This window comes from Stenotrophomonas sp. SMYL20 (assembly GCF_036320045.1).
Classification (GTDB): domain Bacteria; phylum Pseudomonadota; class Gammaproteobacteria; order Xanthomonadales; family Xanthomonadaceae; genus Stenotrophomonas; species Stenotrophomonas maltophilia_A.
Genome location: NZ_JAWIRT010000004.1, coordinates 24,464 through 38,024, shown reverse-complemented (window position 1 = coordinate 38,024; position 13,561 = coordinate 24,464). Strand labels below are relative to the sequence as shown.

General features: G+C 67.3%; 12 protein-coding genes. 5 read left to right on the top strand and 7 right to left on the bottom strand.

Annotated elements, in window-relative coordinates; translation table 11 throughout:
* The first annotated feature begins 143 nt into the window (after positions 1-143).
* From otsB to otsA, 3 genes are read left to right on the top strand one after another with little or no spacing between them, the layout of a single operon-like run.
* Positions 144-902 (top strand): trehalose-phosphatase, encoded by a 759-nt coding sequence (otsB, locus tag V3B48_RS04090; RefSeq protein ID WP_253145692.1) that lies wholly within the window; start codon positions 144-146, stop codon positions 900-902.
* Between the two features lie 39 nt (positions 903-941).
* On the top strand, positions 942-2,723 hold the full coding sequence (locus V3B48_RS04085) for a glycoside hydrolase family 15 protein (protein ID WP_329893248.1): 1,782 nt from the start codon (positions 942-944) through the stop codon (positions 2,721-2,723).
* The gene (otsA, locus tag V3B48_RS04080; protein ID WP_121504692.1) at positions 2,720-4,084 is read left to right on the top strand and encodes an alpha,alpha-trehalose-phosphate synthase (UDP-forming); all 1,365 of its coding nucleotides are present in this window, start codon (positions 2,720-2,722) and stop codon (positions 4,082-4,084) included. The genes V3B48_RS04085 and otsA overlap by 4 nt, the downstream gene beginning before the upstream one ends.
* Positions 4,085-4,156: 72 nt before the next feature.
* On the opposite strand, the gene V3B48_RS04075 is transcribed toward otsA, so the two are convergent.
* The 4 genes from V3B48_RS04075 to rluD are packed head-to-tail and all read right to left on the bottom strand — an operon-like array spanning position 4,157 to position 6,855.
* Complete coding sequence (locus tag V3B48_RS04075) at positions 4,157-4,594, bottom strand: thiol-disulfide oxidoreductase DCC family protein (protein ID WP_032128816.1); 438 nt, start codon at positions 4,592-4,594, stop codon at positions 4,157-4,159.
* The gene (locus V3B48_RS04070; RefSeq protein ID WP_329893313.1) at positions 4,569-5,075 is read right to left on the bottom strand and encodes a DUF4166 domain-containing protein; all 507 of its coding nucleotides are present in this window, start codon (positions 5,073-5,075) and stop codon (positions 4,569-4,571) included. Before V3B48_RS04070 ends, V3B48_RS04075 begins: the two co-directional genes overlap by 26 nt.
* Positions 5,076-5,095: 20 nt before the next feature.
* Entirely contained in the window at positions 5,096-5,866 is a 771-nt protein-coding gene (gene pgeF, locus V3B48_RS04065) for a peptidoglycan editing factor PgeF (protein ID WP_329893247.1), read from the bottom strand.
* Positions 5,866-6,855: a 23S rRNA pseudouridine(1911/1915/1917) synthase RluD gene (rluD, locus tag V3B48_RS04060; protein WP_080291790.1), complete on the bottom strand. Its 990-nt coding sequence runs from the start codon at positions 6,853-6,855 to the stop codon at positions 5,866-5,868. The genes pgeF and rluD overlap by 1 nt, the downstream gene beginning before the upstream one ends.
* 113 nt (positions 6,856-6,968) lie before the next feature.
* Here rluD and V3B48_RS04055 point away from each other — a divergent pair, with 113 nt between their 5' ends.
* Positions 6,969-7,856 (top strand): outer membrane protein assembly factor BamD, encoded by an 888-nt coding sequence (locus tag V3B48_RS04055; RefSeq protein ID WP_029379759.1) that lies wholly within the window; start codon positions 6,969-6,971, stop codon positions 7,854-7,856.
* A 190-nt stretch (positions 7,857-8,046) separates the two neighbouring features.
* On the top strand, positions 8,047-9,249 hold the full coding sequence (locus tag V3B48_RS04050; RefSeq protein ID WP_329893246.1) for a lipase family protein: 1,203 nt from the start codon (positions 8,047-8,049) through the stop codon (positions 9,247-9,249).
* A 170-nt stretch (positions 9,250-9,419) separates the two neighbouring features.
* Here the strand turns inward: V3B48_RS04050 and V3B48_RS04045 are convergent, their stop codons facing one another.
* The 3 genes from V3B48_RS04045 to sucC form a co-directional block, all read right to left on the bottom strand.
* Positions 9,420-11,054, bottom strand: a complete 1,635-nt coding sequence (locus V3B48_RS04045) for an NAD+ synthase (RefSeq protein WP_032128820.1) — start codon at positions 11,052-11,054, stop codon at positions 9,420-9,422.
* A gap of 224 nt (positions 11,055-11,278) precedes the next feature.
* Entirely contained in the window at positions 11,279-12,154 is an 876-nt protein-coding gene (gene sucD, locus V3B48_RS04040; protein ID WP_005410793.1) for a succinate--CoA ligase subunit alpha, read from the bottom strand.
* 20 nt (positions 12,155-12,174) lie between these two features.
* Positions 12,175-13,344, bottom strand: a complete 1,170-nt coding sequence (sucC, locus tag V3B48_RS04035) for an ADP-forming succinate--CoA ligase subunit beta (RefSeq protein ID WP_004154430.1) — start codon at positions 13,342-13,344, stop codon at positions 12,175-12,177.
* Positions 13,345-13,561: the final 217 nt, after the last annotated feature.

The window sequence follows — 13,561 nt, the reverse complement described above, 5'->3', positions numbered from 1 at the left end:
ACGGGCCGGTGTGGCGCGCCCGGGCCCGCCCCCCCCCGCGTCCCCCCCCGCCCCCCCCCGGGGCCCCCCCCCCCCCCGGCACTACCAGATCCGTAGCCTGCCCTCGACCCCACGTACACGCCCGCGCTGGCAAGCTGGGCGTCATGGCTGAACCGCTCCCCCTGCGTCCGCCACCGCCATTGCTGGATGACGCCTGCGCGTTGTTCCTCGATGTCGACGGCACCCTGATCGAATTCGCTGCACGCCCGGATGCCGTGCAGTTGCTGCCGGATGTGCGTGAAGCCATCGGCCGCATCAGCGACCGCCTGGAAGGTGCCGTGGCACTGGTCAGTGGTCGCCCGCTTGAGCAGCTGGATCAACTGTTCGCTCCCCTGAAATTGCCCGCCGCCGGCCTGCATGGCCACGAACTGCGCGGCGAAGACGGTCGCGTCCTGCGCGACGAACACGACGACGACACCGCCGAGTGGCTGCACGCGCTGCACCAGCAGGCGATGCGCTTCGCCCATGGCCATCCCGGCGTGCTGGTGGAAGACAAGGGCGTCGGCCTGGCGCTGCATTGGCGCGGTGCGCCGCACGCGGCAAGTGATGTACGCGCCTTCGCCGACCGCCATGTGCGTGGCCGTGCCAGCTATCGCCTGCAGCCCGGTGACCATGTGGTCGAGTTCGTTCCGGTCGGCACCGACAAGGGCCGTGCCGTGCGCCGGATGATGCAGTACCTGCCGTTCCGCGGCCGCCTGCCGGTGTTCCTCGGCGATGACCTGACCGATGAGTTCGGCTTCGACGCCGCCAACAGCCAGCATGGCTGGAGCGTGCTGGTGGGCGAACGGGAACCCAGCAAAGCCGTGTTCGCGCTGCCCGACATACGCAGCGTGCACGCCTGGCTGCGTGAGAATGCCTATTGACCCGGCCACCCCACGGCCGCAACCGAGATGTACCGCGTGATGACCCAACCCGATCTTGATCTGGGCGTGGTCGGCAACGGCAGCTTCGGCGCCCTGGTCGACAAACGTGCCCGCGTTGTCTGGAGCTGCCTGCCCACCTTCGACGGCGACCCCACCTTCTGTGCCCTGCTCGGCCCCAACCAGCAGACGGGTGGCGACTTCGCCATCGAGCTGGAGGACTTCGCGAGCAGCGAGCAGGAATACCTGACCAACACCGCGATCCTGCGCACTGTGCTGCGCGACGCGCACGGTGGTGAACTGGAAATCCTTGATTTCGCCCCGCGCTGGCGCCAGAACGACCGTTTCTACCGACCGGTCAGCCTGATCCGCCAGGTACGACCACTGGCCGGCAGCCCACGCATCACCGTGCACGCACGGCCACTGGCTGACTGGGGCGCACGCGTGCCCGAGTCCACCTGGGGCAGCAACCACGTGCGCTGGATCCTGCCCGAACACGTGCTGCGGCTGACCACCGACGTACCGGTGCGCTTCATCCGCGATGGCCTGCCGTTCGTGCTCAACCATCCCATCCACCTGATCCTGGGCGTGGATGAATCGCTCAACCGCTCGATCAGTGGCTATGTGCGGGAAGCCTTCCAGCGCACCCGCGACTACTGGCGCGAATGGGTGCGCTACCTGTCCATTCCACTGGAATGGCAGGACGCGGTGATCCGCAGTGCGATCACCCTGAAGCTGTGCCAGTACGAGGACAGCGGCGCGATCATCGCGGCGATGACCACCTCCATTCCGGAAGCGCCCGGCAGCGTGCGCAACTGGGACTACCGTTACTGCTGGCTGCGTGATGCCGCGTTCGTGGTGCGCGCACTGAACCGCCTCGGCGCAACGCGCACGATGGAACAGTTCCTCGGCTATATCTTCAACCTGGCCACCACCGACGGCACGTTGCAGCCGCTGTATGGCATCGGCTTCGAGGCCAAGCTGGACGAGGACGAAGTACCCAGCCTGTCCGGCTACCGTGGCATGGGCCCGGTGCGGCGCGGCAACCTGGCCTGGGTGCAGCGCCAGCACGATGTCTACGGCAGCGTGGTGCTGGCGTCCACGCAGTTGTTCTTCGACCGCCGCCTGCAGGACCCGGGCGATGCGCACACCTTCGCCCGCCTGGAACCCTTGGGTGAACAGGCGTTCGCCCTGCACGACGTGCCTGATGCCGGCCTGTGGGAGTTCCGCGGCCGCACCGAAGTGCACACCTACACCAGCGCGATGTGCTGGGCAGCGTGCGATCGCCTGTGCAAGATCGCCGTGCGCCTGAAGCGCGATGACCGCGCCCATTACTGGCGCGAGCGTGCCGACACCATCCATGCGCGCATCATGGCCGAGTCCTGGAGCGAGGAGCTGGGCCACTTCACCGATACCTTTGGTGGCCATCGGCTGGATGCCTCGTTGCTGCTGCTGGCCGACATCGGCTTCATCGACGCGCTGGATGCCCGCTTCGTGGCCACCGTCGACGCCATCGGCCGCGACCTCAAGCATGGCAACTCGCTGTACCGCTATGTCGCGCCGGATGACTTCGGCGAACCGGAAACCAGCTTCACCATCTGCACCTTCTGGTACATCGATGCGCTGGCGGCGATCGGGCGCATGGACGAAGCACGCGGGATGTTCGAACTGCTGTTGAAGCAGCGCAACCATCTTGGCCTGCTGTCGGAGGATCTGGCCTTCGACAGCGGCGAGGCCTGGGGCAATTTCCCGCAGACCTATTCGCACGTCGGCCTGATCACCGCCGCGATGCGCCTGTCGCGGTCCTGGCAGGAGGCATCGTGAGTCGTCTGGTGGTGGTTTCAAACCGCGTGGCCGTACCGGGCGAGAACCGCGCCGGTGGGCTGGCGGTGGGCCTGCTGGCCGCGCTGAAGGAACGTGGCGGCATGTGGTTCGGCTGGAGCGGCAAGAGTGTGCGCGACGGCAGCGGCACGCTGCACACGCAGAAGGATGGCGATATCGAATTCGTCACCCTCGACCTGAGCAAGCGCGAGGTCGATGGCTACTACAACGGTTTCGCCAATCGCACCCTCTGGCCGTTGCTGCACTTCCGCCTGGATCTGGTCGACTACGACCGGGGCACCCGCGAGACCTACCATAAGGTCAACGCGCTGTTCGCCGACAAGCTCGCGCCGCTGCTGCGCGAGGACGACATCGTCTGGATCCACGACTACCACCTGATCCCGCTTGGTGCGCTGCTGCGCGAGCGTGGCATCGGCTGCCGCATCGGTTTCTTCCTGCACATCCCGATGCCGTCCGCCGACCTGCTGCAGGCCATGCCCGACCACCTTCGGTTGTTCTCCGCGCTGTACGCCTACGATCTGGTCGGCTTCCAGACCCAGCGCGACGCCGATCGCTTCCAGACCTACCTGCGCCTGTTCGGCGGCGGCCGCGTGCTCGAAAACGGCGAGCTGGAAGCACCGGGCGGGCGCCGCTTCCGTGCGGCGGCGTTCCCGATCGGTATCGACACCGAGCTGATCGCGCGACAGGCCGGCACCGCCGCCACCAAGGCCGCTGTGAAGAACCTGCGCAACAGCCTGCGTGACCGCCAGCTGGCGATCGGCGTGGATCGCCTGGACTATTCCAAGGGCCTGCCCGAACGCTTCCTCGGCTTCGAGCGCTATCTGGAGCGCCATCCGGATCAGCGCGGCTCGCTGACCTACCTGCAGATCGCCCCGGTCTCGCGCGGCGATGTCACCGAGTACCGGCAGCTGCGCAGCCAGCTGGAGCAGATCGCCGGGCACATCAACGGTGGGCACGCCGAACCGGACTGGACGCCGCTGCGCTACGTCAACCAGAACTTCACCCACGCCACCCTCACCGGCTTCTACCGGGCGGCGGCAGTGGGCCTGGTCACGCCGCTGCGCGATGGCATGAACCTGGTAGCCAAGGAGTACGTGGCGTCGCAGGACCCGGAAGACCCCGGCGTGCTGGTGCTGTCGCTGCTGGCCGGCGCCGCCGACGAACTCAAGCAGGCGCTGCTGGTGAACCCGCATGATCTGGACGGCGTGGCCGACGCCATCGCCACCGCGGCAACGATGTCGCTGCGCAGGCGCAAGGAACGCTGGCACGCGATGATGGAGCACCTGCGCACCTACGACATCAACCACTGGCGCCGCAGCTATCTGGACGCGCTGGAAGGTTGAGGGAAAAAGGGGACGGAGGGGATTAAGTCGTTTGTGCACAAACGACTTAATCCCCTCCGTCCCCTTTTTTCTTCAATCCAGGAACCGCGCGGCCTGCTCCGGTGCGGGCAGGTAACAGGCGTCATGCCGCCCGAACCAGCGGTAGCGGTTGCGGGCCAGCGCGCGGTACGCGGCATCACGCCAGCTGCGCGGCAGCACGCGCAATGCACCGGTCAGGCGCCAGGCGCCGCCCAGCCCCGCCAGCACGCGCAGGATCGCATCGGTATCGGTCCAGGCGCCCTGTTCGTCCAGCAGCAGGAACGACATCGGGTCCTGCGGGTCCAGCCCATGCGCGCGCAACATCGCACTGCCCTGCGCGCCCTGCATCGCCGCAAAGCGGTAGCGGCCCTTGCGGTCGAAACGCAGCAGGAAGCGCACCCAGCGGTTGCACAGCGCGCACACGCCATCGAACACGATCACCGCGCTGCCGGCCTCGGCGGCGGAATCACTGCGGTTCGAGCCAGCCTTCATAGCGGATCAGGGCTCCGGCCCAGGGCAAGGTCACATCGACCAGGAAAGTGTAACGCTCACCCTGCCAGGCTTCGCGGCAACGCACACCACCAAACCAGCGCCTCGGCAGCGGCAGCAGCCCGAACGCCCAGACCCGCCGCACCGACCAGTCGATGCCACCGTCGCGGGCCTGCAGATCAAATTCGAAGCGCACCGCGCCCAGCTGCTCGCGCAGGTATCCCTCGTGTACCCACAGCCGCGACACCATCGGCCAGCGACCGAATCGTCGTGCCCATTGCTCGCCCTGCCCGTGGGCACTGAACGCCACTTCGGTGGGCAGCGCGTCGCCGTCCTTCGGCAACTGCGCCAACGCGGCCAGCAGCGGCACCAGCCAGTGCCGCCCTCTCGCGATGCGCGCCTGCCCCACGTAGCGGCACGGCAACGGCGCGGCATGCAGCGCCTGCACCGGCGTGGCCAGGGTGGCGAAGGCCGGCCCCAGCACGCGCGTGAACAACGGCGTGGTCAGGGCGCGATCCAGGCCAGGGTCGCCATGCGCCCGGTGCGACGGTCGCGCCGGTGCGAATACAGGTCGGGATCGGCCATCGTCGACACCGTGCCGCCATACACCTGCGCCGGGTCCATGCCCGCCGCCTGCAGGCGCTGACGTGCCAGGGCGAACAGGTCCACCTTCCAGTGCCCCTGGCGTGTCGCCACAAACGCCGCCTCGGCCGCCGGATCATGGCCGACGAAGGCGTGGAAGACCTCTTCGCCGATCTCGTAGTCGGCCGGCCCGGCCGCCGGGCCCAGCCACGCGCGAAGCTGCGCGGGCGGGGTCTGCATGGCGGCCACGGTGGCCTCCAGCATGCCGTCGGCCAGCCCGCGCCATCCGGCGTGAGCGGCGCCCACTTCGCTACCGTCGGCAGCGGCGAACACCACCGGCAGGCAGTCGGCGGTCAGGATCGCCAGCACCACGCCGGGCACCGAGGTCACCGCAGCGTCGGCCACCGGTTCGCTTGCGCCTGGCACTGGCGGCGTTGTGAAGCGCAGCACGGTACTGCTGTGCACCTGGCGCAGCCAGTGCGGTGCCGACGGCAGCGCCAGCCCCTGCAGCAGCAGCTGGCGGTTGTGCTCCACGTTGGCCGGGGTATCACCATCGGCCGCGTGCCGGTTGCCCAGGTTGAACTGCGCGAACGGCGCCGGCGAAATGCCCGCACCGTGCCGACGCGTGGTCAGCGCATGGACGCCCGGAGGCGCCGGCCAGTCCGCCTGCAGCAAAGGCAACGCGGCGGCCATCACCAGCGGTCCCGCTCGCGTGCGGCGAAAGCTTCGCTGTCTTCGCGCAGCACCTTCATCAGGTGCAGCATGTCGTCCGGCACCGGCGCGGTGTTGCGCACCGGCTCACCGGTGATCGGGTGCGTGAACTCCAGGGTCTCGGCGTGCAGGGCCTGGCGCTTGAAGCCGCGCAGCGCGGCTACCAGCTCATCGCTGGCGCCCTTGGGCAGCTTCAGCGCACCGCCGTACAGCGGGTCACCGATGATCGGATGGCGCACATGCGCCATGTGCACGCGGATCTGATGGGTACGGCCGGTTTCCAGGCGGCATTCCAGCGCAGTGTGCGCACGGAAGCGCTCGCGCAGGCGGTAATGGGTGATCGCTTCCTTGCCATCCTCGCGCACGGCCATCTTCAGGCGGTCGCGTGGGTGGCGGTCGATCGGGGCATCGGCGGTACCGCCGGCCACCAGCGCGCCCATCACGATGGCCAGGTACTGGCGGTGCACGTCGCGTGCGGCCAGCTGCTCGACCAGCGCGGTCTGCGCTTCCAGGGTCTTGGCCACCACCATCACGCCGCTGGTGTCCTTGTCCAGGCGGTGCACGATGCCGGCGCGCGGCAGCACCGCCACCGACGGGTCGCGGAACAGCAGGGCGTTGACCAGGGTGCCGCTGTGGTTGCCCGCACCCGGGTGCACCACCAGGCCGACCGGCTTGTTGATCACCAGCAGGTGCTCGTCCTCGAACAGCACGTCCAGCGGGATGTCCTCCGGCTGGGCGTCGGTCTGGGTCTCGAGCACCACATTGAGGGTCACGAGCTCGCCGCCGCGCAGCGGATCGCGCGGGCGCACCTGGGCGCCGTCCAGCAGCACCTCACCGGCCTTGATCCACTCGGTCAGGCGCGAACGCGAGTATTCGGGGAACAGTTCGGCCACCACGGCGTCGAAACGACGGCCGGCAGCGGTGTCGGGGACGATGGCCTGGCGGGCCGATTCAGAGGGTTGTTCAGACATGGCAGGGGGCATTCTTTGAAATTTTGGGGTCCCGGCGGCCGGTTTCAGTCGCTGGACAGGACACTAGGCTATCATCGACCCTTCGTATTCCAGCCGCGTCCCGCCTCGACCCCATGATCCGACGCTCCGCCATGCTCTCCGCGCCCGTCCGCCTCACCGCCCTGCTGCTGGTGCTGGTCATCGCCGCCACCGGCTGCCACCGTGGTGCCAAGAAGGGCGATCGCCCCGATGAAGGGACGCCGGTCGAACAGTTGTACGAGAAGAGCCACAAGCTGATGCAGGGTGGCAACTGGAGCGGCGCCGAAGCCAGCTTCCGCCGCCTGGTGGCCCAGTATCCGTACGGTCCGTACACCGAGCAGGCGATGATCGAGACCGCCTACGCCCAGTACAAGGCCGGCAAGCACGATGACGCGGTGTCCAGCATCGACCGCTTCATCCGTACCTACCCGACCCATCGCAACATCGCGTACCTGTACTACCTGCGCGGCCTGGCCAACTCCAACCGCAGTACGGTTTTCCTGCGCCGCGTATGGTCTCTGGATGCCAGCCGCCGCGACCTGTCCACGCCGCACCAGGCGTATTCGGACTTCAACATCGTGGTGGACCGCTACCCGAACAGCCGCTACGCCGCCGATGCGCGCCAGCGCATGCTGGAGCTGCGTGACGTGTTCGCCCAGCATGAGCTGGACAACGCCCTGTACTACATGCGCCGCGGCGCCTGGGTCTCGGCCGCCGGCCGCGCCAACTACCTGCTGGAAACCTACCCGCAGAGCGCCTTCCAGTACGACGCCGTGGCTGTGCTGGCCGATTCCTACACCCACCTGGGCAACAAGACCCTGGCCGACGATGCCCGCCGCGTCCTGCAGCTGAACCAGCCGGACCACCCGTGGCTGGAAGGCAAGTGGCCGAAGTACCCGTGGATGATCCGCAAGCTGAACCCGTTCGCCGGCGAGAAATCCGCCAGCACCGGCCAGCGCAACGCGCGACTGGAAAAGAAGTAAGAGAGGGCCCCGAAAGGGGCCTTTTCTTTGTCGGTAGATCCACGCCATGCGTGGATGGTTCGTACGCCCATCGACCACGACACTAGGAATTCTACGAATTCCCGGCGGATGCGACGCCGGTCGCATCCCGCTCCGGCGACGCCCTCCACACTGCGGCGCAACGGCCATCCCGGCCGTGAAGGAGCGCCCCATGACCCTACCGCCCCGCCGTTTCCGCCCCCTCGCCTGCCTCCTCGCCACCGCCGTGCTGGCGCTGTCCTCGGGCCCCTTGGCTGCCGCACCGGGTGCACCGGGCGATCTGCTGTCTGCTGCCCCCTATCGCGCGTCATGGGTGCCGTCCAAGGCTGCGCAGGCCTACAAGCTCCACTACCGCACCCCGGATCTTCGCGGCCAGCTGGCCGAAGGCACCGGCCTGCTGTACCTGCCCGCCGGCGCGGCTCCAGCGGGCGGCTGGCCGGTGGTGTCCTGGGCACATGGCACCCAGGGCATCGCCGATCGCTGCGCGCCCTCGGTGTCCGGCCCCTACCAACCCGAACGCGACGGGCGCTTCCTCGATCAGTTTCTGGCCCAGGGCTATGCGGTGGTCGCCGCGGACTACCAGGGGCTCGGCAGCCCCGGCGAGCATGCCTATCTGCATGTGCGCACTGCCGCGCGCAATGCCATCGACCTAGTCAAGGCCAGCCGCCAGTATCTGGGCAACGCAACGCTGTCGCCGCGCTGGGTATCGGTTGGTCATTCACAGGGTGGCGCTGCAGCCCTCACAGCCGGGCATCTGGCGCCCACCTATGGCGGCCCTTCCCTGCACTACCGCGGCAGCTTCACCACCGGCACGCCCACCGCCGTCGAGCTGACCGCGCTGGTGATGAAGCCGGACAACCGCACCGCCAATCCTGGCGCGCTCAACGCCTATCACGCGTACCTGCTTGATGGCCTGCTGCAGGTCGCGCCGCAGATCGACCGCGTCCTCAGCGACACCGGCCGCGCCCGCGTGGCAGTGGCACGCGAGCAGTGCCTGGGCGAACTGGCCGCCACGCTGGACGGTGCGGATACCGGCAGCATGTTCACTGCACCGCTGACCAGCGTGCCGGGCATCTGGGCGGTGCTGTACGACTATCTCGGCGTACCGCGCCGCGGCTTCAGCCAACCGCTGATGCTCGGCCACGGCAGCGAGGACCGCGATGTGCCCTATCTGACCACCCTGCTGTATGCCGCAGGCCTGGCCCTGCGAGGCGAGCCGGTCGCGTTCCGGCGTTACCCGGTCGACCACCGCGGCACGCTGGATGCGGCGGCGGCGGATGGCCTGGCGTTTGTGCGGGCACGGTTGAGGGACAGCCCGTTCGACGAAGCCACCGAAACTGCCGATCTCGAACAGCTGCTCGACGAAGCCCGGTAGATCCATGCCATGCGTGGAAGGCCTGAAATGTAGCGTCGAGCCACGCTCGACTGCCTCTGAGCCGAGCATGGCTCGGCTCTACAGTAGATCCCAGTAGATCCACGCCATGCGTGGATACGCGGTATGCGGGGTTGCCGGCCAGCGGCCGGCACTACCCGCCAACCGCAGCTTCAGCCCTTGTAACCGTTGCTGATCGGGTAACGACGCTCGCGGCCAAATGCCCGGCGCGAGACCTTCGGCCCCGGCGCGGCCTGGTGCCGCTTCCACTCGCTGATGCGCACCAGGCGCAGCACCCGGTCGACCACGGCCGCGTCGTAGCCGGCCGCAACGATCTCCGTGCGCGACTGCTCCTGGTCGATGTAGCGGTACAGGATGCCGTCCAGCACGTCATAGGCCGGCAGCGAATCCTGGTCCAGCTGGTTCTCGCGCAGCTCGGCCGACGGCGGGCGGCTGATCACGGCCGGCGGGATCACCGGCGCGCCGCCCACGGTGTTGCGCCACTTCGACAGCCCGAACACTTCGGTCTTGTACAGGTCCTTCAGCGGCGCATAGCCACCGCACATGTCGCCGTAGATGGTGGCGTAACCCACCGCGTATTCGCTTTTGTTGCCGGTGGTCAGCAACAGGCCACCGAACTTGTTGGCCAGCGCCATCAGGATCACGCCACGGCTGCGCGACTGCAGGTTCTCTTCGGTCACGTCCGGCGCAGTGCCTTCGAACATCGGCGCCAGCGATTCCATCAGGCCCTTGAACGCCGGCTCGATCGATACCGCCTCCAGCTTCACGCCCAGTGCCTGGCACTGTTCGGCGGCCAGGTCGTTGGACAGGCCCGCGGTATAGCGCGACGGCAACCGCACAGCGGTGACGTTTTCCGCGCCCATCGCGTCCACGGCCATGGCCAGCACCAGCGCCGAATCGATGCCGCCGGACAGGCCCAGCCACACCTTCTTGAAGCCGTTCTTGCGGCAGTAGTCCTGGATGCCACGGGTCACTGCGCGCCAGGCCAGCGCGTCCATGCTCTCGTCGCCATCGTCCATCCACACGTGCGGCATGAAGCGGCGGCTTTCACCGTCGTACTCCACCACCAGCCACTGGTCGACGAAGGCGGCGGCGGCCGGGTGCACGGTACCGTCGCCATCGGCCACCACCGAGGCGCCGTCGAACACCAGCGCGTCCTGGCCACCGACCACGTTGAGGTAGGCGATCGCCGCCCCGCTCTCACGGGTGCGTGCGGCCAGCACTGCATCGCGCTGGGCATGCTTGCCACGCTCGTAGGGCGAGGCATTGGGCACCACCACCAGCTGCGCACCGGCGCGCACGGTGTCGGCCAGCGGCTCGGCGAACCACAGGTCCTCGCAGATCAGCAGGCCGACCGGAATGCCGTTGACCTCGAACACGCAGCTGCCGCCATCCGGATCGACATCGAAGTAGCGGCGCTCGTCGAACACCGCGTAGTTGGGCAGCTCGCGCTTGCGGTAGGTCTGCTCGACCAGGCCGTCACGCAGCACGCTGGCGGCGTTGTAGACCACCGCACCGGCCGCCTGCGGCCAACCAACCACGGCGGTGATGCCACGGCAGGCAGCAGCGATGCGGGCCATCGCCTGCTCGCACTCGTACAGGAAGCCCGGGCGCAGCAGCAGGTCTTCCGGCGGATAACCACTCACCGCCAGCTCGGGGAACATCACCAGCTCGGCGCCGTACTCGTCGCGCGCCTGGCCGATCATCTCGATGATGCGCTCGGTGTTGCCGGCGACATCGCCGACCGGGAAGTCGAACTGCGCCATCGCGATGCGGATCGAAGCCATGGGAATCCAGCCTGTGGTTGCAATGTGCCCATTGTAGCGCTGCGCCATGCGCGCGCCGGGCGCGCTCATTGCGTGGACAGCCCCGGCTCAGTAGATCCACGCCATGCGTGGATGGGGTTACCGGGATGGTCAGGGCACCAGACGCAGAAAGGCCGCCCGGAGGCGGCCTTTCTGTTTGAAGCAAGAGCGTCAGTCGAGCATGGCTCGACTCTACACAAGCGGTCTTATTTCACCAGCTTGGCGATGGCAGCGCCCAGGTCGCCCGGCGAGCGGACGGTGACAACACCGGCAGCTTCCATGGCGGCGAACTTGCCTTCGGCAGTGCCCTTGCCGCCCGAGGCGATCGCACCGGCGTGGCCCATGCGCTTGCCGGCCGGAGCCGACGCACCGGCGATGAAACCGACGACCGGCTTCTTCACGTGGTTCTTGATGTACTCGGCGCCGGCTTCTTCAGCGTCACCGCCGATTTCGCCAACCATGATGATGCCTTCGGTCTGCGGGTCTTCGTTGAACAGCTTCAGGCAGTCGACGAAGTTCAGGCCGTTGATCGGGTCACCACCGATGCCGATGCAGGTGGACTGGCCCAGACCGACTTCAGTGGTCTGCTTGACCGCTTCATAGGTCAGGGTGCCCGAACGCGACACGATGCCGATCTTGCCCGGCTGGTGGATGTGGCCCGGCATGATGCCGATCTTGCACTCACCCGGGGTGATGACGCCCGGGCAGTTCGGCCCGATCAGCACGGTGTCCGGATGCGAACGGGTCAGCACGTTCTTGACGCGCAGCATGTCCAGCACCGGGATGCCTTCGGTGATGCAGACGATGACCTTGATGCCGGCAGCAGCGGCTTCCAGGATCGCGTCGGCCGCGTACGGCGGCGGCACGTAGATGACCGAAGCGTTGGCGCCGGTGCTCTGCACGGCGTCGGCAACGGTGTTGAAGACCGGCAGGTCGATATGGGTGGTGCCACCCTTGCCCGGGGTCACGCCGCCAACAACCTGGGTGCCGTACTCGATCATCTGAGTGGCGTGGAAGGTGCCCTGCTGGCCGGTGAAGCCCTGCACGATCACCTTGGTGTTCTTGTTAATCAAAACAGACATGGGAATTCCTTGGTGTCGAATCAGGCAGCGTTCTTGACAGCTTCAACGATCTTCTTGGCGCCATCGTTGATGTTGTCAGCCGGGATGATGGCCATGCCGCTGTCGCGCAGCAGCTGCTTGCCTTCTTCCACGTTGGTGCCTTCCAGGCGCACCACGACCGGAACCTTGACGCCCACTTCCTTCACGGCGGCGATGATGCCTTCGGCAATCATGTCGCAGCGGACGATGCCGCCGAAGATGTTGACGAAGATGCCTTCAACCTTGTCCGAGGACAGGATCAGCTTGAACGCTTCGATGACGCGCTGCTTGTTGGCGCCGCCGCCCACGTCCAGGAAGTTCGCCGGCTCGCCGCCGTTGAGCTTGATGACGTCCATGGTGGCCATGGCCAGGCCGGCGCCGTTCACCATGCAGCCGATGTTGCCGTCCATGGTGACGTAGTTGATGTCCAGTTCCGAAGCGATCACTTCGGTCGGATCTTCCTGGGTCTTGTCGCGCATGGCGACCAGAGCCTTCTGGCGGAACGCGGCGTTGTCGTCGCTGTCGAACTTGCCGTCCAGCGCGTACAGGTTGCCGTCGTCCAGGATGGCCAGCGGGTTGATTTCAACCAGGGCCAGGTCCTTTTCGTTGAACAGGCGGTACAGGTTCACCATGATGCTGGCGAACTGGCCGGCCTGCTTGGCGGTCAGGCCCAGCTTGAAGCCGAAATCACGGCCGTGGTAACCCTGCACGCCTTCGACGAAGTCGACGTTCAGCGAGTGGATCAGCTCCGGGGTTTCAGCGGCGACCTGCTCGATCTCCACGCCGCCTTCCGAAGAGGCGATGTAGGTGATGGTCTTGGTGCCACGGTCGACCAGCACCGACAGGTACAGTTCCTTGACGATCTCGCCGGCGGTGGTCACCAGCACCAGGTTGACCGGCAGTTCAACGCCAGCGGTCTGGTAGGTGGCCATCTTGGTGCCGAGCATCTTGGCCGCAGCGGCCTTCACGTCGTCGGTGGTCTTGCAGAACTTGACGCCGCCAGCCTTGCCGCGGCCGCCAGCGTGGATCTGCGCCTTGACCATCCAGGGGCCCTGGCCCAGGGAGTTGGCAGCGGCAACCGCTTCGTCCGGGGTCGCAGCGACCTTGCCGGCCGGGACCGGGATGCCGTACTCGGCAAGCAGTTGTTTTGACTGGTATTCGTGGAAATTCATGCGTCACCGTGGGAATAGGAACGACCGCACGCAATTCCTCAGGGCCCCGGCGGGGCGCCGGCATGGACCGCGGCGGGCCCACTATTGTGGCCGAGCCGGCGCCGGGGCGCAAAGAAGTCTGTACAAAACGCCACACCCGGCCAGATTTCCACCGCCATTCAGGCAGTTGCGCCCGGGCCGGCGCTGACCACCGGTATCCACGGCAGGCCAAATGCGC

What these genes read in the sequence shown, in the direction of transcription:
- otsB (WP_253145692.1), top strand. Translation starts at nt 144, where the DNA reads ATGGCTGAACCGCTCCCCCTGCGTCCGCCACCGCCATTGCTGGATGAC.
- V3B48_RS04085 (WP_329893248.1), top strand. Translation starts at nt 942, where the DNA reads ATGACCCAACCCGATCTTGATCTGGGCGTGGTCGGCAACGGCAGCTTC.
- V3B48_RS04075 (WP_032128816.1), bottom strand. Translation starts at nt 4,594, where the DNA reads ATGAAGGCTGGCTCGAACCGCAGTGATTCCGCCGCCGAGGCCGGCAGC.
- pgeF (WP_329893247.1), bottom strand. Translation starts at nt 5,866, where the DNA reads ATGGCCGCCGCGTTGCCTTTGCTGCAGGCGGACTGGCCGGCGCCTCCG.
- rluD (WP_080291790.1), bottom strand. Translation starts at nt 6,855, where the DNA reads ATGTCTGAACAACCCTCTGAATCGGCCCGCCAGGCCATCGTCCCCGAC.
- V3B48_RS04055 (WP_029379759.1), top strand. Translation starts at nt 6,969, where the DNA reads ATGATCCGACGCTCCGCCATGCTCTCCGCGCCCGTCCGCCTCACCGCC.
- V3B48_RS04050 (WP_329893246.1), top strand. Translation starts at nt 8,047, where the DNA reads ATGACCCTACCGCCCCGCCGTTTCCGCCCCCTCGCCTGCCTCCTCGCC.
- V3B48_RS04045 (WP_032128820.1), bottom strand. Translation starts at nt 11,054, where the DNA reads ATGGCTTCGATCCGCATCGCGATGGCGCAGTTCGACTTCCCGGTCGGC.
- sucD (WP_005410793.1), bottom strand. Translation starts at nt 12,154, where the DNA reads ATGTCTGTTTTGATTAACAAGAACACCAAGGTGATCGTGCAGGGCTTC.
- sucC (WP_004154430.1), bottom strand. Translation starts at nt 13,344, where the DNA reads ATGAATTTCCACGAATACCAGTCAAAACAACTGCTTGCCGAGTACGGC.